The organism is Aureimonas populi (genome assembly GCF_017815515.1).
GTDB classification, from domain to species: domain Bacteria; phylum Pseudomonadota; class Alphaproteobacteria; order Rhizobiales; family Rhizobiaceae; genus Aureimonas; species Aureimonas populi.
On sequence record NZ_CP072611.1, the window covers coordinates 3,586,777 to 3,609,332 of the forward strand.

A 22,556-nucleotide genomic window follows, 5' to 3' on the forward strand; every position below is an offset into this window, starting at 1 on the left:
CCGCAAGGGGAAGATGTCGCGCTCGAGGCGTTTGGAAACCGCCTTACTGCGCTTTGTAGGCCAGGAGCAGGTCCTTGGCGTCGATCTGGTCGCCCGCCTTCACGAAGACGGCCTCGATGATGCCGTCGCGCTCTGCGTGGAGGGCGGTCTCCATCTTCATGGCCTCGATGGACAGGAGGATATCGCCGGACCTTACCGCCTGGCCGGCCGAGACGGCGAGAGTGGAGACGACGCCGGGCATGGGCGCGCCGAGCTGGGTGGCGCTGCCGGCCTCGGCCTTGGCGCGCGACACGGAAGCGTCCGAGCGGGAGCGGTCGGGCACCTTGATGCGGCGCGGCTGGCCGTTCAGCTCGAAGAAGACGGTGCGCATCCCCTTCTCGTCCGTTTCACCGAGGCCGAGGCACCGCACGATCAGCGTCTTGCCGCGCTCGATCTCGATGCCGATCTCCTCCTCCGGGGCGATGCCGTAGAAATAGTTCATGGTGGGCAGCGCCGAGACCGGGCCGTAGCGCTCGCCGGCGGCGGCGAACTCGGTGAAGACCTTGGGATACATGAGGAAGGAGGCGAACTCCGCCTCGCTCACGGGGCGGCCGGCCCTCTCCTCCGCGCTCGCGCGCTCGGCCGAAAGATCGGCCTCGGGAATCAGCGAGCCGGGCCGCACGGTGATCGGCTCCTCACCCTTCAGCGCCTTGCGGCGCAGGCCCTCCGGCCACCCGCCCGCCGGCTGGCCGAGATCGCCCCGCAGCATGGAGACCACCGATTCGGGAAAGGCGATGTCCTTTTGCGGGTCCTCCACGTCGGCAGCGGAAAGGTCCTGCGCCACCATCATCAGCGCCATGTCGCCCACCACCTTGGAGGAAGGCGTGACCTTGACGATATCGCCGAACATGGCGTTGGCATCCGCATAGGCCCTCGCCACCTCGTGCCAGCGTGCCTCCAGCCCCAGCGCGCGGGCCTGTTCCTTGAGGTTGGTGAACTGCCCGCCCGGCATCTCGTGCAGATAGACCTCGGAGGCCGGCCCCTTCAGGTCGCTCTCGAAGGCCCCGTATTGCGCGCGGGCGGCCTCCCAGTAGAAGGAGATGCGCCGGATCGCCTCGGCCGAAAGGCCGGGATCGCGCTCCGTGCCCTTCAGTGCCTCGGCGATGGAGCCGAGGCACGGCTGCGAGGTGTTGCCCGACAGCGCGTCCATGGCCGCGTCCACCGCGTCGACGCCCGCCTCCACCGCCGCCAGCACGGTCGCGGCCGCGATACCGCTCGTGTCGTGGGTGTGCAGGTGCACCGGAAGGCCCACCTCCTCGCGCAGGGTCTTGACCAGCACCCGCGCGGCCGCCGGCTTCAACAGCCCGGCCATGTCCTTCAGGCCCAGTATATGGGCGCCCGCCGCCTCCATCTCCCTGGCCAGCGCCACATAGTATTTGAGGTCGTATTTGGCGCGGGCGGGGTCCAGGAGGTCGCCCGTGTAGCAGATCGCGCCCTCGCAGAGCTTGCCCGCCTCCAGCACCGCGTCCATCGAGACGCGCATGTTCTCCACCCAGTTCAGGCAGTCGAAGACGCGGAAGAGGTCCACCCCGCCCATGGCCGCCTGCGCCACGAAGCGCTTGACCACATTGTCGGGATAGTTGGTGTAGCCGACGCCGTTGGAGCCGCGCAGCAGCATCTGGAGGAGGATGTTGGGCGCGCGCTCGCGGATCAGCGCGAGGCGCTCCCAGGGGTCTTCCGTCAGGAAGCGCATGGCGACGTCGAAGGTCGCCCCGCCCCAGCACTCGAGGGAGAGAAGCTGCGGCAGGCCGGTGGCGTAGCTCTGCGCCACGCCGGCGATGTCGTGCGTCCTCATGCGGGTGGCCAGCAGCGACTGGTGCCCGTCGCGCATGGTCGTGTCGGTGACGAGCACCTGCCGCTGCCCGCGCATCCACGCCGCGAAGCCGGCCGCGCCCAGCGCCTCGAGGCGCTGGCGCGAGCCGTCGGGCACCTCGCCGGGAAAGAGCGGCGCAAGGGGCTTGCGCAGGTCGGCCGGGGGTCGGGCCCGCCCCTTCGTCTCCGGATGGCCGTTCACGGTCACGTCCGCCAGATAGGTCAGGAGCTTGGTCGCGCGGTCGCGGCGGCGCACCTGCGCGAAGAGCTCGGGCGTCTCGTCTATGAACTTCGTGGTGTAGGTGAGATCGCGAAACTTCTCGTGCCCGATGATCGCCTCGAGGAAGGTCAGGTTCGTCGCCACCCCCCTTATGCGGAACTCGCGCAGCGCCCGGTCCATGCGTGCCACCGCTTCCGCCGCGCTCGGCGCCCAGGCCGTCACCTTTTCCAGAAGCGGGTCGTAGAAGCGCGTGATGACCGCGCCCGAATAGGCCGTGCCGCCGTCCAGCCGGATGCCGAATCCCGTCGCGCCCCGATAGGCGGTGATGCGCCCGTAATCGGGGATGAAATTGTGCTCCGGATCTTCCGTCGTGATGCGGCACTGGAGGGCGTGGCCGTTGAGGCGGATGTCCTCCTGCGCCGGCACGCCCGATTCCGGCGTGCCGATGGCATGGCCGTCGAGGATGTGGATCTGCGCCTTGACGATGTCGATGCCCGTCACCTCCTCGGTGACGGTGTGCTCCACCTGGATTCGCGGATTGACCTCGATGAAGTAGAAGGCGCCCGTGTCGGCGTCCATCAGGAACTCGACCGTCCCGGCCCCGACATAGGCCGTCGCCCGCGCGATCTTCAGCGCATGGCCCGCCAGCTCCGCACGCTGCTGCGCGTTCAGATAGGGCGCCGGCGCGCGCTCCACGACCTTCTGGTTGCGCCGCTGGATGGAGCAGTCGCGCTCGAAGAGATGGACGGCGTTTCCGTGGGTGTCGCCCAGCACCTGCACCTCGACATGGCGGGCGCGCTCGACCAGCTTCTCCAGATAGACCTCGTCCTTGCCGAAGGCGGCCTTGGCCTCGCGCCTGGCCTCTGTCACCTCGCGGGCGAGATCGGCCGGCTCGCGAATGGCGCGCATGCCGCGCCCGCCCCCGCCCCAACTCGCCTTCAGCATCACAGGATAACCGACCGCCCCGGCCATCCGCGCCACCTCGCCCATGTCGTCCGGCAGGGGCTCGGTGGCGGGCACCACGGGCACGCCCAGCTCGACGGCCAGGTTGCGCGCCGCCACCTTGTTGCCGAGCCGGCGCATCGTCTCCGGGCTCGGGCCGATGAAGACGATGCCGGCCTCTGCGCAGGCTTCCGCGAACTCCGGGCTCTCGGACAGGAGGCCGTAGCCGGGATGGATCGCATCCGCCCCGGAGAGCCGCGCCACGCGCATGATCTCCTCGATCGACAGATAGCTTTCGATCGGCCCCATGTCCTTCGGCAGATGCGGGCCGCGCCCTACGGGCCAGCTCTCATCCGCCTTGAAGCGATGCAGGGCGAGCTTGTCCTCCTCCGCCCAGATGGCCACCGTCTTCAGGCCGAGCTCGTTCGCCGCCCGGAAGACGCGGATCGCGATCTCGGACCGGTTGGCGACGAGGATTTTGGAAATCGGCATGCACTGCTCCCCCCAAAGCCGTTCACGCCGCAACTATAGGGCGCGGATGCGAGTTTGTGCAATGCAGCATAAATGCGCGGCGTCAGAGGAAGCGGCCGCCCCTTTGCAGCACCTCGATGCGGTAACCGTCCGGGTCTTCCACGAAGAAGAATCGGGCCAGCAGGCCGCTGGGATGGGACAGCTCCTTCACGCCGCCCGGCTTCAGCCCCTCCTGCGTGAATCGCCGGTGCTCGGCCTCCAGATCCTTCACCGAAACAGCGAGATGGCCATAGCCGTCGCCCAGATCGTAGGCGCTATCGCGCCCGGCATTCACCGTCAGCTCCAGCTCGAAACCGGTCTCGGCATTGGAGAGGTAGATCAGCGTGAAACCGTCGAAGGCGAGGCGCTCGGCCACCGTCAGGCCGAACGCCTTCTCGTAGAAGGAGAGCGAGCGCGCTTCCTCGCGCACGCGGATCATGGAATGGATGAGCTTGGCCAAATCGCGACCCCCGGATGGTTCGTGGTTCCTCAGGGCGCTGTCAGCAGCGCCATGGGGAAGGTGCCCAGAACCGTGCGGAGCGCAAGGCTTTCGCCGCCCGCATGGCCCGGCCCGCCCAGCACGTCGGAGAAGGCGAGGCCGGAGAGCTCGGCCGGCAGGCGAACCGTCGAATCCGCCCACACCTCGGCGGAAGGCGTCGCGTCCGTTCCGCCGCCCAGAAGGGCGTGCGCCAGGCGCGGCGCAAGCACCACCGCCGCCCGGCCCTCGCTATCCGTGCGCGCGAAGGCGACGATATGGGCGGCTTTTTCTCCCACCACCTCCAGCGGCCGGTAGGCGCCCCTGGAATAGAGCGCGGGCGCCCCCGCCCTCGCCTGAAGGCCCGCCAGAGTCAGCTTGGCCTTCACGCGGCCGTCGCGCCAGTCCCGGCCGGCGAGGCCGAGCGGCACACCGTCATCCAGCGCGGCGAGGCGCGGGGCCGTGTCGCTCTTGCGGCGATTGTCCGGGTCCACGAGCGAATTGTCGTAGAACTCTGTGCCCTGGTAGATGTCGGGCACGCCCGGCGCGGCCAGCTTCAGGAGCGTCTGCGACAGCGATGTGAGCGCGCCCGCCGCGACGAAGGGCTGCGCGGCCTGCCAGAACCCGGCCAGGAACCCGCCGGACGCCTCCCGCGACATGGCGGCCTGCACGAAATCGCGCAGGGCGCTTTCATACGGCTCGTTGGGGGCGGTCCAGGAGGTGTGCTTCTTCGCCTCGCGCACCGCCTTTTCCATGAAGGTGACGAGGCGCTCCGAGATCGAGGCCCGCGCCGCGTCGTCCGCGGGGTCGAAGTCGGCCGGCAGCACGCCGAGGAGCGACTGGTAGAAGCCCCATTCCGTCGCCGGGTCCGGGGAGAGCAGTCCGTCCGGCCCGATCTTGCGGAAGGGCGCGAGCGCCTCGGCGGCCCCGGCCACGATCCGCGCCCAAGCCTCGGGCGCCTCGCTGAGCGTATAGAGCCGGGCGCGCGCGTCCTCCCCGCGCTTGGTGTCGTGGGTCGAGGAGGCCGTCAGCCCCTCGGGCTGGTCCTGAAGCCGGATCTCCATGGCCTCGTGAAAGGCCGAGACGTCGGCGCCGTAATGGTCCGGCTCGCCGCCCACCTCGTTCAGCGCGATGAGGCGGTTGTAGCGGTAGAAGACCGTGTCCTCCACGGCCTTGGCCATTACGGCACCGGTGGTCTGCTGGAAGCGCCGTGTGAAATCCAGCGCGCCGGACACCTCGCGCCCCTCCTCGAAATCGAGCTTCAGGAGCCGCCCGACGAAGGCCACCGGCTCCTCCGCCTCCACCTCGCGCCGCGACTGCGCCAGCTCCACCGCGTCGTCGATGATCTCGATATCCTTGGAGGGCACGCCGTCCACGCCCACATAGGTGCGGTAGACCGGCAGCGCGGTGGCCACCTCCACGATGGAGCGGGACATGGCGTCGCGGCCGAAATCGCGCGTGTCGAGCCCGCCGGCCGCCACGCTCAGCGCAAGATCGGTCAGCACGGCGAGCTCGCCGGCAAGGTTGTGGCCGAGAATGTAGCGCTTCTGGTCGGCCACCATGGCGCGCACATCCTCGGTGCCGCCGATGAAGCCCTCATAGGCCTTCGTCATCTCCACCTCGCGCGCGGCGTCCGTGTAAAGGCCGGCGAGCGCGGTGATGAATTCGTAGCCGGTGGTTCCCTCCACCTTCCATGAGGCGCGGATGCGCTCGGGGCCGGTGAGAATCTTCTCCACATGGATGAAGGGGTTGGCGCGCACGGCGTTGAAGGCCTGCCGCAGGTCGAGAAGATAGTTCTTCGGGTCGGCCACCCCGTCCACATGGTCGATGCGGATGCCGTCGAGGCGCCCGTCGCGCGCAAGGCGCAGGACGGTGCGGTGGCTGTCGCGAAACACCCGGCGCATCTCCTGCCGCACGCCGATCAGCTCCGCGATCTCGAAGAAACGGCGATAGGAGAGCTTTTCGCGCGCCAGCCGCCACCAGGCGAGCCGCCAGCCCTGCGCCTCGTGCAGCGCGTGGAGGCAGGAATGATCGGCGTTGATCCCCTTCACGGCCTTCTTCAGCGCCGCCTCGAAGCCGGGCGCGGCGAGATGCTCCTCGAATCGCTCGGAAAGGTCGTCCCCGTCGGCCGGATCGGCGGCGGAGAAGCGGCGTACCAGCCGGTCGCGCTCCTCATGATCGAGAAAGCCGAAAATGTGGGACAGGGTGCGCGGGTCGATGGGCAGGGTATAGCCGGCCGCGTCGAAGCGAAGCTCGCGCCGCGCCTCGTCGAAAAGGACGGAAAGGTCGCCGTCCTTCAGAGCTTCGCCGTAAGGCTTGCCGAGAATGGGGATGAGGATCTTCTCCGCCTCCCAGGAGATGTCGAAGGTCTGGGCGTAGCGCGAGTCCGCCCCCCAGCGCAGCACGTCCTCCCACCATTTGTTGCGCGGCGAGACACCCATGTGGTTGGGCACGAAGTCGATGGTGAGGCCCAACCCGGCCGCGCGCAGCGCATCCGAAAGGGCGATGAACCCCTCCTGTCCGCCCAGCTCGGCCTCGAACTCGTTGTAGTCGGTCACGTCGTAACCGTGGGTGGACCCCTCGGAGGCCGAGAAGACCGGCGAGGCGTAGAGATGGCTGATCCCGAGCCGGCGCAGATACGGGATGAGCTGCTGCGCCTCGCCGAAACCCGTCCCTTCGCGGAACTGGAGCCGGTAGGTCGCGACGAGCGGGCGTGTCATTCAGCTCTCCGGCCTCTCCTCGCGCAGCGCGCGGGCAATCGTCTGGAAGCGCGCATCGGCCTCGATCTCCTCCAGCGGAAGCTCGCAGCGAATGCGCCAGTTGGGATACTCGTCCATCGTGCCCGGCAGGTTCGGCTGGCGGCGGGCTCCGATCATGTCGTCGAGCTGCACGGCGAAGAGCAGCGAACGCGCGCGCGCACCGTAGCGGTGGACGGCCGCCGCCAGCTCCGCCGTCATCTTGCCGGCGTCCGCCGAGATGCCCTGCGGCAGCAATCCCTCGCGCGCGAGGGCGGAGAGAAGCGCCTTGCGGTCGCCCCTGCGCTCCTCGCGCTCGCGGGCCGTGGACGCCTCGTCCTGCCGCCCCGCCTGCGCCCGAAGCTCGACATCCGTGCCGGCCCACCAGCCCGACAGGGTAGCGAGGTCGTGCGTGGAGACGCAGGCCAGCGCGAGTTCCGGATAGGCCGAAGGGGCCACGAAGCCCTCGCCCGCCGTGCGCTCGAAATAGAGGACGCGGTAGGACAGGATGTTGGCCTCGTGCGCCTGCGGCCGGAAACCGTCCGGCACCGTGCCGAGGTCCTCCCCGATGACGAGGCACCGGCTCTCGTCGGAAACGTCCGCCACCGTGTCGATCATGGCACCCAGCGGGTAGCGGACATAGCCGCCGTCGCGCGATTCATGCCCCTGCGGAATCCACCACAGGCGCGCCAGCCCCATGGCGTGGTCGATGCGGATGGCGCCGGCATGTTTCATGATGGCGCGATAGGCTTCCGCCAAGGGCCGGTAGCCGCGCTGGGCCAGCGCATCGGGCGAGAGCGGCGCAAGGCCCCAATCCTGCCCGCCGGCGTTGAACAGGTCCGGCGGCGCGCCGACGCGCGCCTGCGGCACCGCAAGCTGCGGATCGGCCCAGGTGTCGGCGCCGTCCGGCGCGACGCCCACGGCGAAGTCGAGATAGAGGCCGACGCGCATCCCCGCCGCCCGGGCGCGGGCCTGCGCCTCGCCGAGCTGGCGGTCCGCGACGAACTGGAGCCACTGGTGGAAGGTGATCTCGTCCTCGTTGTCGCGCGCGAAACGCCCCGCCTCGCCGCCGGACAGATGGTGCATCTCCTGCGACCATTCATGCCAGCCCGCATGGCGCCCCGCCTCCACCTCCATGGCCGAGATCGCCTCGAACAGCGTGAACTCGCGCAGCGCCTTCCCGCCCGAAACGCGAAAGGCGTCGAAGGCCGCATCGTGCGTGCTTTCCTCGAACAGCGCGCGCAGGAGCGTCCGCTTCAGGCGCCCCACGGCCGGATAATCCACCAGATCGCCGTCCAGCGTCTCGAACAGGCTGGGCTCCTTCGCGCGCAGCGCCTCGATGGCCTCCGGCCCGCCGGGCAGCCGGTCCACGGCGATGTAGAGCGGGTTCAGGAACCGGCGCGTGGAGGGGGAATAGGGGCTGCAGCGAGCGGGATCGGCCAGGAACAGCGCATGGAGCGGGCTGACGCCAAGAAACGAAGCGCCGCCCCGTGCGGCGATCTCGGCCAGCCGCGCCAGATCCTCGAAATCGCCGAGCCCGAGGCTGCGCCGGGAGCGAAGGGCATAGAGCTGGCAGGCCACGCCCCAGACGCGGTGCGCGGCAAGCCAGTCGGGCATGTGGCAGGCGCGTGTCGCCTTATGCTGCGCCCCCTCGAAATGCCCGGCCTCGCCGGATGCCGGATCGACCTTCAGGATGCGCAGCAGCGCTTCCTTGGCGTGGTCGGGAATTCGCGCCTCCTCCCCCTGCTCGGTGATGTAGCGGGTCTGGATGCCGTGGCTCGCCGCCAGATCGTCGAGCCACTCAGTCATCCTTGAAAACCTCCACCAGATAGTCGTCCGCCATGACGAAGCTGACGGAATAGCCGGACATGACGCCCGTTCCCAGCTCCTCGAACGTGTAAATATGGTTGGAGAAGACCTCGCGCGCGCCCGCCACGGCCGGCGAGAGGACGCCGTCCTCGATCTCCCACGAGGCGTCGGAGAGATTGGCGAAGAGGTGATAGACGCGGCCCGGCGCCAGCTTCCACGCCACGACGAAGGCTCGCCCGTCCACCAGCGCCGAGCCGCATTCGCCCGGCGCGCCCGCCAGCAGCGGCACGAGATGATCGCGCCGCGCCTGCAACAGCTCCTGCGTCACCTGGAGCCGGCGGCGGTTCACCGGGCGGATCACCTGGCTCCAGTCCACCTTGGAGGCCTCGAAGGTCATCGGGTCGTTGGGGTCGGGAAACACGGCCTGCGCGCGCGAATCCTCGAAGGCGGCGAAATGGCTGAACTCCTCCTTGCGGCCCTTCGAAACAGCCAGGCCCAGCTCGCCGTGGAAGTCCGTGAAGAAGCAGAAGGAGTGGCAGTCGCCGAACTCGTCGCCCTGGAAGATCAGCGGGATCTGGGGCGAGAGGAGCAGGATGGCGTGCAGGCAGTCATGCGCCCGCGCCGACGAAAGTGTGCGCAGGCGGTCGCCGAAGGCGCGGTTGCCGATCTGGTCGTGGTTCTGGATGAAGTTGACGAAGGCGGTTGGCGGCAGATGCGTCGAGGAATGGCCGACCTTCCTGGATCTATGCGAGGATTCGAGCCCCTGATAAACGAAGCCGCCGGCCAGCGCCGTGGCCATCTGCTCGGCAGTCGCCGGGTCGAAATCGCGGTAGTAGCCTTCCCGCTCATTGGTGGCGAGCACGTGGGCGGTGTGGTGGAAGTCGTCGTTCCACTCGCCCGAGACGAGCGGGATGGAGCCGTCCTCGTTCCGCTCGATATGCCAGGTGATGTTGCGGTCGTCCTCTGTGGTGATATGCACGTGGCGATCGGGGAAGCGCGCCCGCACCCGCTGCGCCAGCTCCTTTACCAGAGGCGTGTCGGTGGTGTCCTTGATGGAATCGATAGCGTCCAGCCGCAGTCCGTCTATGCGATATTCTTCCAGCCAGTAGAGCGCGTTCTCGATCATGAAGTCGCGTACGGGGGTCTCGCCATAGGCGATGGCCGGCCCCCAGGCGGTGCTCACCTCGGCATGGAAGAAGTCCGGCAGATAGGAGGGGATGTAGTTCCCGTCCGGCCCGAAATGATTGTAGACGACGTCGAGGAAGACCATGAGCCCGCGCTCGTGCGCCGCGTCCACGAGGCGCTTGAGCCCCTCCGCGCCGCCATAGATCTCATGCGGGCAATAGAGCAGCACGCCGTCATATCCCCAGCCGCGCCGCCCGCCGAACTGCGCCACGGGCAGAAGCTCGATGGCGGTGATGCCGGTCGCCTGCAGATGCTCGAGCTTTTCCACGATGCCGTCGAAGCTGCCCTGCGGCGAGAAGGTGCCGGTGTGCAGCTCGTAGAAGACGCATTCGTGCCAGGGCCGACCCTGCCACTCTGTCGTCCGCCAATTGTAGGCGCGCGGATCCACCAGCCGCGAGAGGCCGTGCACGTCCGAGAGCTGGGCGCGCGCGGCCGGGTCCGGCACGATGTCGCCGTCATCGACGCGAAAGCCGTAGCCGGCGCCGACGGGCACGTGCGTCGTGACGATCTCCCACCATCCGCCCTCGCCCTTCGCCATCGGCAGTTGCGAGCGCTGGCCCACTCCCTCATGCACCAGCGCCACACGCCGCGCATGCGGCGCCCACAGCCGGAAGCGCGTGCCGGCGGCATCGTAGCGCGTGCCCCAGGAGGTCTCGAACGCGAAACCATTGCCCATTGTCAGATTGTCCCTTCGCGGCCGTGGCCGCCATGGCCCGTGCCTTTCCGTCTCTCGCCCCGCTGCTGCGGCGCGAACCCCTCATGTCCACATGGAGCACCGGCCGCCCTTGGGCAGGGGGAGGCTTCGGCCCTTCATCCTCGCCCGGCCAGCGTCAGGCCGGCAGCGCCGTGGAGGGCTGCTGGTCCTTGGCTAGGTCCTCGCTCACCCCCTGCTTGGCCGCATGGCCGACGCGCCCGTGGACGAGGTCGTGGATGAAGGCGAGCTTGCCGACGACGATGGGCGAGAGGACGAACGGATAGACGTCCTGCAACCCCATCGAGCGGTTCAGAGAGTTGAGCGCGCCCGACAGGGCGGTCCAGGCTTCCGCGATCTCCTCGATCCGGGTGGAGTCGTCGTAGACCTTGAAGTCGAGATCGGTGGTGAGGATGCCCTCGCGGTCGAGGCGCGGTTGCAGGGTGATGCCCCAGGCGCCGCCCGTTTCCAGCGAATCGACGATGTGCAGGTAGTGCGCCCATGTCTCGGCGAAATCCTCCCATGCATGGGCGCCGGAATAGGCGGAGACGTATTCCTCCTGCCAGTTGGGCCTGGGTCCGTTGGCGTAATGGCGCTGGAGCGCCTCGCCGTAATCCTCCTCGTCATTGCCGAACACGGCGCGGCATTCCTCCAACGCCCCGCCGTCGCGCACCAGCCGGTCCCAGTACCAGTGGCCGATCTCGTGGCGGAAATGGCCGAGCAGCGTGCGATAGGGCTCGCCCATGGAGGTGCGGCGCTTCTCGCGCTCGGCGTCGTCCGCCTCCACCAGCGCGATGGTGATGTGGCCCAGATCGTGGCCCGTCATCACGTTGCCGCCCGTTTGCGGATCGCTCGTCAGGAAGTCGAAGGACAGCCCCTCCTGCGCCTCGTCCGCCGTCATCAGGGGCAGGCGAAGGCGCAGCAGCGTATAGATGAGCTGCTGCTTGGCGAACTCCATCCGGCGCCAGAGCGTCACGTTCTCCGGGTTGGAGAGGTCGGGTATCGTCTTGTTGAATCGCGAGGCGAGCGAGAGCGTCTCGGGGCTGTCGGCCGCCAGCAGCCAGTTGCACACGCCGTACTGATAGTTCTCGCAATACTTCCAGCGCTCGCCCCGCGCGCCCCGGCCGACCGAAACCCAGAAGCCGCTCTCCGGGTCCGGCTCCAGCGCCAGCATGCGGTTCGACAATGGCTCGTAGCCGAGCGCATGGCCGCAGCGTTCGCACAGCGTGTTGTGGAAAAACACGATCTGGTCACAGGAGGGGCAGGAGAAGAGTTTCATGGGAAGCGATCCGCCAAGAGCCGGCCGGCATGGGTTGCGTCCCGCTGAAAGAGCTTCAGCACCCTCGCGGTTCCGGGCAAATCCCGCAGGCGCGAAATAATTCGCGGCCTCCCCGCGCGGCCCCGCCGAATGCCCGTTTCCCCATGGGGCCGGTTCCGTTAGTCTGCCTCTCGTTCCAGGCCCCTGCGTAAAGGCGAAATCCCAGCCGATGTCGATCCTCGCCGCCTTGCATCACGTCACGCACTACCGCTACGATCGCCCCGTCCGGCTCGGCCCGCAGACCATCCGCCTGCGCCCCGCCCCCCATTCCAGGACACGCGTTCCCTCCTACGCGCTGAAGATCCTGCCGGAAAACCACTTCATCAACTGGCAGCAGGACGCCTTCGGCAACTATCTCGCCCGGCTGGTCTTTCCAGAACCCGCGACCGAGTTCCGCGTGGAGGTCGATCTCCTCGCCGACATGACGGTCTACAACCCGTTCGACTTCTTCGTGGAGGATTACGCCACCGCCTGGCCCTTCCACTACGAGCCGGCGCTTGAAACCGACCTCAGGGCCTATCTCGGCCCCGAAGCGGCCGGGCCCGCCTTGCAGGAATTCCTCGCCACGCTCGACCGGAGCGAGACGCACACGGTGGACTTCCTCGTCGGGCTGAACCGCCTGCTCGCGCAGCGCGTGGCCTACACCATCCGCATGGAGCCAGGCGTGCAGACGCCCCAGGAGACGCTGGCGAAGGCCTCCGGCTCGTGCCGCGACTCCTCCTGGCTGCTCGTCCAGATCCTGCGGCATCTCGGCTTCGCCGCCCGCTTCGTCTCCGGCTACCTCATCCAGTTGAAGCCAGACCGGCAGGCGCTGGACGGGCCGAGCGGCACGGACCGCGACTTCACGGATCTGCACGCCTGGGCCGAGGTCTACCTGCCGGGCGCGGGCTGGATCGGCTTCGACCCGACCTCGGGCCTGATGACGGGCGAGAGCCACGTGCCGCTCGCCGCGACGCCCCACTACCGTTCGGCCTCGCCCATTTCCGGCGCGGTGGACTATGCGGAGGTGGACTTTCATTTCGAGATGACGGTGGACCGCATCTCCGAGCGCCCGCGCGTCTCCGCCCCCTTCTCCGAGGAGAGCTGGCAGGCGCTCGACGCGCTGGGCCACGCGGTGGACGCGCAGTTGCTGGCGGGCGACGTGCGCCTGACCATGGGCGGCGAGCCGACCTTCGTCTCCATCGACGATTTCGAATCCGGCCAGTGGAACGCGGATGCGACCGGGCCTCAGAAGGCCGGGTTGGCCGACGACCTCATCCGCCGCCTCCAGCACCGCTTCGCGCCGGGCGGCTTCCTGCATCACGGCCAGGGCAAGTGGTATCCCGGCGAGACCCTGCCGCGCTGGACCTATTCGCTCTACTGGCGCAAGGACGGCAAGCCCATCTGGAAGAACCCCGCGCTCTTCGTGCGAGAGGACGGCGCGCAAGGAGCCACGATCGAGAACGCGGAGCGCCTCGTGCGCCGCGTGGCATCCAGCCTCGGCGTCGATCCCGACAATGCCGCGCCGGCCTTCGAGGATCCCGCCTACTGGCTGGCGCGCGAGGCGAAGCTGCCGGTCAATGTCGATCCGCTCGATTCCAGGCTGGAGGACGCGGAGGAGCGCGCCCGGCTGGCGCGGGTCTTCGACAGGGGTCTCGACAAGCCCTCGGGCGTCGTGCTGCCGGTGCAGGAATGGCAGGGCCGCGCCTCGCGCTTCCGCTCCGAGCGCTGGAAGACGCGGCGCGGCAAGCTCTTCCTCGTGCCGGGCGATTCGGCGGTGGGCTACCGCCTCCCGCTCTCCTCCCTGCCGCACCTGCCCCCGGCGCAATATCCCTACACCCACCCGGCCGACCCGATGCAGGACTTCCCGCCCCTGCCCGAGGCCGCGCCCGAGGCGCTGGGCCACGCGCAGCGCCGGATCGAGGCGCAGGACCCGGCCGTCTGGCAGCCGCCCGAGGAAGTGGCGGGCGAGATCGAAAGCGCGGTGCGCACCGCGCTCACCATCGAGCCGCGCGAGGGCAAGCTGTGCGCCTTCATGCCGCCGGTGGAAACGATGGAAGCCTATCTGGAGCTTCTCGCCGCCGTGGAAACGGCCGCCGAGGCGCTCGACCTGCCGGTGCGCATCGAGGGCTACGCGCCGCCCTTCGACCCGCGCATCAACGTGGTGCGCGTCGCGCCGGACCCCGGCGTCATCGAGGTGAACGTCCACCCCGCCGCCTCGTGGGAGGAGGCGGTGGAGATCACCACCACCGTCTACGAGGAGGCGCGGCTCTCGCGGCTGGGCACCGACAAGTTCATGATCGACGGCAAGCACGCAGGCACCGGGGGCGGCAACCATGTCGTGGTCGGCGGCGCGACACCGGCCGACTCGCCCTTCCTGCGGCGGCCGGACCTGCTCAAGTCCCTCATCCTGCACTGGCAGCGCCACCCCTCCCTCTCCTACCTTTTCTCCGGCCTCTTCATCGGCCCCACCAGCCAGGCGCCGCGCGTCGATGAGGCCCGCCACGATCAGCTCTACGAGCTGGAAATCGCCATGAGCCACGTGCCGTCACCCGGCACGGGCGAGGCGCCGCCGCCCTGGCTGGTGGACCGCCTCTTCCGCAACCTGCTCGTGGACGTGACCGGCAACACGCACCGTTCCGAGATCTGCATCGACAAGCTCTATTCGCCGGACGGGCCGACCGGCCGGCTGGGGCTCGTGGAGTTCCGCGGCTTCGAGATGCCGCCGGACGCGAAAATGAGCCTTGCCCAGCAGCTTCTCATCCGCGCGCTCATCGCCAAGTTCTGGAACGAGCCGCAGGACGGGCGCTTCGCCCGCTGGGGCACAGCGCTGGCCGACCGCTTCATGCTGCCCGAATTCGTCTGGGCCGACTTCCTCGACGTTCTCTCCGACCTGGAGCGTTCCGGCTTCCCCGTGCGGCCCGAATGGTTCGAGGCGCAGGCCGAGTTCCGCTTCCCCTTCTGCGGGCGCATCGAGCGCGAGGGCGTCTCGCTGGAACTGAGGCAGGCGCTGGAGCCGTGGCACGTGATGGGCGAGACCGGCGCCATCGGCGGCACGGTGCGCTTCGTCGATTCCTCGGTCGAGCGGCTTCAGGTGAAGCTCACCGGCTTCGACGCCTCCCGCCATGCCGTCACCTGCAACGGCCGCTTCGTGCCGCTCACCCCCACGCAGACGCCCGGCGAGGCGGTGGCCGGCGTGCGTTTCAAGGCATGGCAGCCGGCCTCGGGCCTGCACCCGACCATCCCCGTCCACGCCCCCCTCACCTTCGACATCTACGACAAATGGTCCCGGCGCTCGCTCGGCGGCTGCACCTATCATGTCGCCCATCCGGGCGGGCGCAACTACGATACCTTCCCCGTCAACGCCTATGAGGCGGAAGCGCGCCGCCTCGCGCGGTTCGAGCCCATCGGCCACACGGGCGGGGTGTTCGAGCCGATGGCGGAAATCCCGGACCCTTCCTTCCCCATGACGCTCGACCTTCGCCGGCCGGCGCGGCTCGCGATCTGACATGGGCCATGCGCAACCGGCGGGCGCCGGCGGGGTGGAGACGCTGCTGGCCGGTTACCGGCCGGCCCTGCGCGACGAGATGGTGGACGCGCGCGGTGCGCTCCGCCCCCATTACCGGCCGCTCATCGAGGCGCTGGCGGGATTCGGAGAGGCCGAGCGGCAGGCCCGCTTCGGCTCCGCCGCGCAATATCTGCGCGAGGCCGGCGTCTTCTATCGCGTCTACGATCCGGGCGAGGGCGAGGACGAGACGAGGGCCTGGCCCCTCTCCCACCCGCCGCTGATCCTGGAACAGGGCGAGTGGCAGGCGCTGGAAACGGGTCTGAAGCAGCGCGCGGCCTATCTCGAACGCCTCCTCGCCGATCTCTACGGCGAGCGGCGCGTGGTGCGCGAGGGGCTCCTGCCGAGCACGATCCTGGGCCGCAACCCGGAGTTCCTGCGGCCGCTCGCCCGCCAGGGCCTGCCTGGCGAACCGCTCATCCGCTTCATCGGCGTGGATCTCGGGCGCGGCGCGGACGGGCGCTGGTGGGTGCTGGGCGACAGGACGCAGGCACCCTCGGGCGCGGGCTTCGCGCTGGAAAACCGCGTGGCGACGGCCAAGGCCTTTCCCGAACTCTCCGGCGAGATGAAGGTGCGCCGCCTCGCCGGCTTCTTCGACGGGTTCCGCCGCTCGCTCCTGGCCCTGAACGGCGCCCATCCCACCAAGGTCGGCCTGCTCTCGCCCGGCCCGCACAACGAGACCTATTTCGAGCACGCCTATCTCGCCCGCTATCTCGGCTTCCAGCTTTTGGAGGGCGGCGATCTGGCCGTGACCGGCGACGAGGTGGCGTTGCGCACGGTGGAGGGGCCGGCGCCCCTCTCGGTGCTCTGGCGGCGCCTCGACGCCGACTTCGCCGACCCGCTGGAGCTGTTCTCCGGCTCGGCCATCGGCACGCCCGGCCTTGCGCGCGCGGTGCGCGCGGGCAAGCTCCACCTCGTCAACGCGCTCGGCTCGGGGCTTCTGGAAACCCGTGCCCTTCTTGCCTATGAGGGCGCTCTCGCCCGCCGGCTGACCGGCGAGGCGCTGGCGCTTCCCACCATCGCCACATGGTGGTGCGGCACGCCCGAGGCGCTGGCCCATGTGGGCCGGGCGCCGGGGCTGACGCTGCGCGCGGCCTTTCCGGGCCTCAGCGCGGACGATCCGGTCCCGGCCGGCCGCCTCGCGGACGACCCCGCCGCGCTGGTGGCGCAGGAGAGCGCGCCCCTGTCCACCGCGCCGGTCTTCGTGGAAGGGCGGCTGGAGCCCCGCGCGGTCTCGCTGCGCGTCTTCCTGGCGCGCGGCGAGGCGGGCTGGGAGGTGATGCCGGGCGGCTTCGCGCGCCTTTCGGACGACGCGGGCGGCAGCTCCGTCTCCATGCAGGGCGGCGGGCGCACGGCCGATGTCTGGGTCGTGTCCGACAAGCCGGAAGCGCCGCTCACCCTCCTGGCCTCGAAGGATCGCTTCCACCGCCGCCTGCCGGGAGCCCTGCCCGCGCGCGCGGCCGACAATCTCTACTGGCTCGGCCGGCAGACGGAGCGAACGGAGATCGCCGTGCGGCTGGCGCGCCTGGCCGCCGCGCGCCGCACGGGCGAAACGGGCGAGACGGCGCTCGACCGGCGGCTGGACGAGCTTCTGGGCGGCCTTCTCGGCGCGGGCGAGGACCGCCGGCCCGGCCTTCTCGTGCTGGCGCGCACCGCGCTCGACATCGCCGCCCGCATCCGTGACCGCTTCTCGCCCGATGGCTGGCGGGCGCTGTCCGAGATCGTCGAGCTTCTTCAGGACGCGTCCCTTGGCGAGGCGGAGCTGCATTCGCGCCTCCTGATGCAGCTTGCCGGCTTCACCGGCCTCGTGCGGGAGAACATGTACCAGTTTACCGGCTGGCGCTTCCTGGAGATCGGCCGGCAACTGGAGCGAGGGCTGATGACGGCCCATGTGGGCTCGCGCCTGCTCGACCCCGCGTTGGGCGAAGAGGGCGTCTGCGAGGCGCTTCTGGAGTTCGCCGACAGCCGCATGACCTATCGCCGCCGCTTCTCCGTGGACCTTCACCGGCAGGCGGTGATCGACCTTGCGATCCTCGATCCGCTCAACCCGCGCTCGCTCGCCTTCCTGGCCAACGGGGTGGAGGACATCCACGCCCGCCTGCCGGGCACGGCGCGCGGGCAGAGCGTGGAACCGGCCGGCCGGCGCCTTGCGCGCCTGTGCGTGCGCCTGCGCACGGCAGAGCCGGCGGAGATCGACGCAGCCTTCCTCGCACGCGTCGTGGGCGACTTCGCCGACATCTCCGACCATCTGGCCGAGCGTTATTTCGGCCTCGCGCGGCCCATGGCCGCTCCTTCGGGCGAGGGCGAATGAGATACGATCTGCGCCTGCGCATCGGCTACCGCTATGCCTTCCCGGTCAAGGAGGCGCGGCACGCCCTGCGCATCTGCCCGCGCACCGACCGGGGCCAGAGCGTGGAGCGGCTGGCGCTGGAGCTGCGCCCCACCCCCGCCGAGCTGGCGGCGGACACGGACTTCTTCGGCAACGCAACCCGCCATCTGCGCCTGGAGGGCGCGCATGGCGAATTCGCGGTGGAGATGCGCGCCCGTGCCCGCGTTTCGCGCGGCCCCCCGCCCGCCCATACCCCGACGCTGCGGCAGATCGCGCAAGCGGCAGAGCGCTGCCGCGAGCCGGAGGGCGGCAGCCCCATCCACCATCTCGGCCCCAGCCGCCTCGTGAGCCTGCCACGCGCGGCGCGCGACTTCGCCGCAGGCGCCATCGGCGCGCCGGACACGCCCGCCCTCAAGGCCGTGCTGGCGCTCGCCCGCGCCATCCAGCGCGATTTCCTCTACGAATCGGGCTCCACCGGCATCCAGACACGGGTGGAGGAAACGCTGCGCGACCGGCGCGGCGTCTGCCAGGATTTCGCCCATCTGATGATCGCCGCCCTGCGTGGCCTTGGCGTACCTGCCGCCTACGTCTCCGGCTTTATCCGCACCGAACCGCCGCCGGGCCTGCCGCGCCTCGAAGGCGCCGATTCCATGCACGCCTGGGTCGATGTCTGGCTGGGGGAGGAAGCGGGATGGGTCGGGTTCGACCCCACCAATGGCTGCCTTGCCCTGGACGGCCACATCATCGTCGCTCTCGGGCGGGATTATGCCGATGTCGCGCCGGTGGACGGCGTCCTGATCACGGCCGGGCCGCAAAGCGCATGGCACAATGTGGACGTGATCCCGCTGGAGAACGAAGAATGAAGTTGACCGACCTGGCGCGCGCCACGCCCCTCCTGCCGCTGCTCCTCGCCGCGCCGGCCGCAGCCGGGGAGCCGGGCGAGATGCGCAGCTTCGGTGACTGGATCGCCGGCTGCGACAACCGCCTCTCTTGTACCGCCATCGGCCTCTCGCCCGAGGCCGCCCCGGTCTTCGCCTATCTGAAGGTGGCGCGGGAGGCGGGCGCGCAGGCGGAGCCCACGGTCTCCGTCTCGATCCTCGACCAGTTGGAAACCGGCGGGCCGATCGGCCTCGCGCTGCCGGACGGCACGCTGCCCGTCACCTCGCTCGACGTGCCGGAGGGCGCGGATACGAGCTTTGCCGCCGCCGAACTCGGCGACGTCGATCACGGCGCCTTCCTCGACGCACTCCTGCCCGCTTCCGTGCTCGACGTCTCCCTCGGCGGGGATACGGTGCCGGTCTCGCTGGAGGGCCTTTCCGCCGCGCTCCGCTACATGGATGATGTGCAGGGCCGGGCCGGCGGCCTCACCGCGCTCGTCGCCAAGGGCGAGGCGGCGGCCGACAGCGTGACGCCCGCCCCGCCGCCCGTCACCGTGACGGCCCAGCCGCTGAGCGAGATCGCCGAGCCGGGCGAGCGCCCCGCCGCCCTCGGCGCACCGGAGGAATACTGCCCCGACAACCTCGACGACCTCGTGTTCGAGGCGGCGGATGGCACACGCCTCTGGGGCGTCTGCAGCTCGGCCGGCGCCTACAACCTCTCCTATGACTTCTGGATCGTGCGCGACGGCACCGCCGAGCCGGCCGATTTCGGCGCCTTCGGCCAGGGTTTCAGCGGGGACGGCACCTCCACGCTCGTCAATCCGACGCTGATGGAGGACGGGCTCACCATCACCGCCTTCGCGCGCGGACGGGGCCTCGGCGATTGCGGCGCCATCGCAAGCTGGGCGATGGACGCCGGCGCGCCGACCCTTGTCGAGAGTGCCGTGATGGGCGAGTGCCGGGGCGTGATGCCCGACGACTGGCCGGTGCTCTACCGGGCCGAGCTTTCCACCGAATAGGGCTCGTCGAAGACGAACTCCTCGAGGTTCACCCCCTCCCCGCCACGGTCCACCACGAGGAAATCGGAGCGCTCCCCGAGCGCCACCAGCGGGTGGTGCCAGACATTGCGCGCGTAGGAGACGCCCTTGTCGCCCTCGCAGAGGAAGGCGCGCGGCGCGCCGGGCCGCCCGCCATCGTCCGGCGCCACCACAACGAGATAGGGCCTGCCCTCGATCGGCATGAAGGCTTGGGAGCCGAGCGGGTGCCGCTCCAGCATCCTCACCTGCAGCGGCAGGGCGAAGGGCTTGCCCCGGAAGATGGAGATGAGCGCGCGGCCCTCCCCCACCTCCACCGGCGCGATGTCATGGAAGCGCGTCGTCGTTCCGTTGTTGATCAGCTTGATCTCGGAGGCGTTGTCCGGCTCGATCACCTCACCGAAGGGGCGAAAGGCATCCGCCGTCAGCGGCTCGGGGAAGAGAACGCCGCTCACGCCTCCTTCCTTCCGAAGAGACGAAGGCGCGAGACGCCGCCATCGGGAAAGATGTCGAGCCGTACATGGGTGACGGGCCCCAGCGCCTCCACCTGCGATATCTCGAGCTGGTCGTGGGCGGCGAGCTTCGTCTCGGTCACGAGCAGCGGCCAGTCGGCCGAGGCCTCCTCGATCACGTCCGGGGCCGGGTCCGAGCCGAGGCGCTTGGCGCGCAGGGTAAAGCGGTCCGGGAAGTTGCCCTTGAAATGGCGCGTGTCGATATGGACACGCCCGATGGTGCCCGCCGTGCCGAGCTTGAGCACGCACCAGTCGTTCCCCGGCCTGCGGCGGCGCGCGGTTTCCCACCCGTCCGCCATCACCGGCGCGGTGCCCGGCGCCAGCATGTTGGCGGGGGAGCCGTAATGGGCGTCGTTCCAGGCGATCGCGGTGCCGCCGTTCACCTGCGCGGCGAGGTCGATCTCCTCATCCGCCGCCACCTGCGACCAGTCCTTGGCGATGGTGCCGTAGACGCGCAGGCGCGCCACGCCGCCATCGGGGTGGATATGCAGGCGCAGCCAGCGCCACGGCCCCTCGGCCGTCACGGAAAAGAGGTTATGAGAATCGCCCTTCAGCGCGGCCCTGGGCACGATGACCGTCCAGTCCCCTTCGCCCGGCTCGCCCGGCGTGTCGGCCGCCTCGATCTCGGCCTCCGGCGGGAAATTGCCGGTGAAGAAGGAGGTGTCCACGTCGATCGTGTCGATCGTGCCGCGCTGGCCGAGGCGGATCACCGCGTGGTCGTGGCCGGGCACGCGCTTGCGCCGCGATTCCCAGCCGTCCATCCACTTGCCGTTGTCGTCGAAGCGGTCCGGGTAGAACACGGCCGGCTCCGGCTGGATCATGCGCGACTTGTCGGCGAAGAAGTCGTCCGTGGCGAATGTCACCTCCGTGCCGAGGCGCGGATGCGCCAGGTCCACGAAGCGCTTGAGAAGCTCCTCGGCTTCCGGCGCCGGGGCGGCGGTCAGGAATCGTTCGCTCAAGTCGTCCCTCCGAGAATCGCGTCGATGCGTAGTCGGGCGATCTTTTCGACCTCGCGGGCGGCGGTTGCAAGCTCTTCGTCCGGCGTGTTGGACATGCGGCTCTCGAAAGCGTCGAGGATGTCCTGCTTGCCCAGCCCGCGCACGGCGATGATGAAGGGATGGCCGAAACGCGCCTGATAGCGCGTGTTGAGGCTGGTGAAGCGCGCCAGTTCCTCCGCGCTCAAGGCGTCGAGGCCGGCCGATTTCTGCTCCGCCGTCGATTCCGCCGTCAGGCCCCCGGCCAGCGCCAGCTTGCCGGCCAGGTCCGGATGCGCCTTCAGGACGGCGAGCCGCTCCTCGCGGCTGGCGGTGCGGAACACCGCGTTCAGCGCGGCGGAAAGGCCCACCGCGCTGTCATGCGCATCGTGCAGCCCCTTGTCGAAGGCCCGCTCGGCGATGAAGGGCGAATGCTCGAAGACCCCGTCGAACATGCGCAGGAAGACCGGCTTCTCCAGCCAGCTCGGGCGGATGCCGGGCCGGTGCGGGAAGTGCTCGCGCCAATGCCGCGCGATATCGACGCGCCGCGCCACCCACACATCCTCATGCCCCTGCACATAGTCGAGGAAGCGGGCCAGGGCGGCGGCGCGCCCGGGGCGGCCGACAAGCCGGCAGTGCAGCCCGACATTCAGCATCTTCGGCGCCCCCGCCCGGCCCTCCTCGTAGAGCACGTCGAAGGAATCCTTCAGATAGGCGAAGAACTGGTCGCCCGAATTGAACCCCTGCGGCGTGGCGAAGCGCATGTCGTTGGTGTCGAGCGTGTAGGGCAGGACGAGCAGCGGGCCCGAGCGCGTCTCCTGCCAGTAAGGCAGGTCGTCGGCATAGGCATCCGAAGCGTAGAGGAAGCCCTTCTCGGCGGCGAGTTCCAGGCTGTGGCCGGAGGAACGGCCCGTGTACCAGCCCTGCGGCTTCTCGCCCGTCACCGCCTCGTGCAGGCGGCAGGCCTCCTCCATGTCGGCCCGCTCGGCCTCGATGGAATGGTCCTTGTAGTCGATCCATTTGAGCCCGTGCGAGGCGATCTCCCAGTCGGCCTCCAGCATGGCGGCCACCTGCTCGGGCGAGCGCTCGAGCGCGGTGGCCACGCCATAGACGGTGACGGGCATGGCCCGCTCGGTGAACAGGCGCCAGAGCCGCCAGAAGCCGGCGCGCGCGCCGTATTCATAGATGGATTCCATGTTCATGTGGCGCTGGCCCGGCCAGGGCTGCGCGCCCACGATCTCCGACAGGAACGCTTCCGACGCCTTGTCCCCATGGAGGATCGCGTTCTCGCCGCCCTCCTCGTAATTGACCACGAACTGGACGCAGATCCTGGCGCCGCCCGGCCATTTCGGGTCGGGCGTGGTGCGGCCGTAGCCGCGCATGTCGCGGGGGTAGCGATTGGGCATGAGGCGGTCTCCTTCGGCTTACCGATACGACGAAGCGGCCCGCCGATCCAAGCGCCGTCATGCGTTTCGAACGGTTCCAGAGGGGCTGGACGCACGCGCGGGACGAGGGCACACTCCCCGGCTGGACGGATAAATCGCAGACG

Annotated in this window: 13 protein-coding genes; 4 read left to right on the plus strand and 9 right to left on the minus strand. The window is 69.6% G+C overall.

Features of this window, described 5'->3' with window-relative positions; all coding sequences use genetic code 11:
- Nucleotides 1-43 precede the first annotated feature (43 nt).
- The 6 genes from pyc to J7654_RS17140 all read right to left on the minus strand — a co-directional run bounded on the left by pyc (nt 44) and on the right by J7654_RS17140 (nt 11,697).
- Entirely contained in the window at nt 44-3,505 is a 3,462-nt protein-coding gene (gene pyc / locus J7654_RS17115; protein ID WP_209737041.1) for a pyruvate carboxylase, read from the minus strand.
- A gap of 82 nt (nt 3,506-3,587) precedes the next feature.
- Nucleotides 3,588-3,983 (minus strand): VOC family protein, encoded by a 396-nt coding sequence (locus tag J7654_RS17120; protein ID WP_209737042.1) that lies wholly within the window; start codon nt 3,981-3,983, stop codon nt 3,588-3,590.
- Nucleotides 3,984-4,012: 29 nt separating this feature from the next.
- The gene (gene treY / locus J7654_RS17125; RefSeq protein ID WP_209737043.1) at nt 4,013-6,718 is read right to left on the minus strand and encodes a malto-oligosyltrehalose synthase; all 2,706 of its coding nucleotides are present in this window, start codon (nt 6,716-6,718) and stop codon (nt 4,013-4,015) included.
- Nucleotides 6,719-8,542: a 4-alpha-glucanotransferase gene (gene malQ, locus J7654_RS17130; protein WP_209737044.1), complete on the minus strand. Its 1,824-nt coding sequence runs from the start codon at nt 8,540-8,542 to the stop codon at nt 6,719-6,721.
- A complete protein-coding gene (treZ, locus tag J7654_RS17135; protein ID WP_245195554.1) occupies nt 8,535-10,403 on the minus strand; it encodes a malto-oligosyltrehalose trehalohydrolase in 1,869 nt (622 codons plus the stop codon). The genes malQ and treZ overlap by 8 nt, the downstream gene beginning before the upstream one ends.
- A gap of 154 nt (nt 10,404-10,557) precedes the next feature.
- Entirely contained in the window at nt 10,558-11,697 is a 1,140-nt protein-coding gene (locus tag J7654_RS17140) for a zinc-binding metallopeptidase family protein (protein ID WP_209737045.1), read from the minus strand.
- A 208-nt stretch (nt 11,698-11,905) separates the two neighbouring features.
- Here J7654_RS17140 and J7654_RS17145 point away from each other — a divergent pair, with 208 nt between their 5' ends.
- From J7654_RS17145 to J7654_RS17160, 4 genes are read left to right on the plus strand one after another with little or no spacing between them, the layout of a single operon-like run.
- Nucleotides 11,906-15,223, plus strand: coding sequence for a transglutaminase family protein (locus J7654_RS17145; RefSeq protein WP_209737046.1), 3,318 nt, complete (start codon nt 11,906-11,908; stop codon nt 15,221-15,223).
- A gap of 1 nt (nt 15,224) precedes the next feature.
- Nucleotides 15,225-17,591 carry a circularly permuted type 2 ATP-grasp protein gene (locus J7654_RS17150; RefSeq protein ID WP_245195555.1) on the plus strand — a complete coding sequence of 789 codons (2,367 nt, stop codon included), beginning with the start codon at nt 15,225-15,227 and terminating at the stop codon, nt 17,589-17,591.
- Entirely contained in the window at nt 17,588-18,472 is an 885-nt protein-coding gene (locus J7654_RS17155) for a transglutaminase family protein (RefSeq protein WP_209737047.1), read from the plus strand. The genes J7654_RS17150 and J7654_RS17155 overlap by 4 nt, the downstream gene beginning before the upstream one ends.
- Nucleotides 18,469-19,506 carry a DUF1176 domain-containing protein gene (locus J7654_RS17160; protein ID WP_209737048.1) on the plus strand — a complete coding sequence of 346 codons (1,038 nt, stop codon included), beginning with the start codon at nt 18,469-18,471 and terminating at the stop codon, nt 19,504-19,506. The genes J7654_RS17155 and J7654_RS17160 overlap by 4 nt, the downstream gene beginning before the upstream one ends.
- Here J7654_RS17160 and J7654_RS17165 read toward each other — a convergent pair.
- Genes J7654_RS17165 through puuE form a run of 3 tightly spaced genes read right to left on the minus strand, consistent with a single transcriptional unit; the run spans nt 19,479 to nt 22,413 of the window.
- Nucleotides 19,479-19,976, minus strand: a complete 498-nt coding sequence (locus J7654_RS17165; protein WP_209737049.1) for an ureidoglycolate lyase — start codon at nt 19,974-19,976, stop codon at nt 19,479-19,481. The two genes, J7654_RS17160 and J7654_RS17165, sit on opposite strands and share 28 nt — an antisense overlap.
- Nucleotides 19,973-20,992 (minus strand): allantoicase, encoded by a 1,020-nt coding sequence (gene alc, locus J7654_RS17170; RefSeq protein ID WP_209737050.1) that lies wholly within the window; start codon nt 20,990-20,992, stop codon nt 19,973-19,975. Before alc ends, J7654_RS17165 begins: the two co-directional genes overlap by 4 nt.
- Nucleotides 20,989-22,413, minus strand: a complete 1,425-nt coding sequence (puuE, locus tag J7654_RS17175; protein WP_209737051.1) for an allantoinase PuuE — start codon at nt 22,411-22,413, stop codon at nt 20,989-20,991. Before puuE ends, alc begins: the two co-directional genes overlap by 4 nt.
- Between the last annotated feature and the right edge of the window lie 143 nt (nt 22,414-22,556).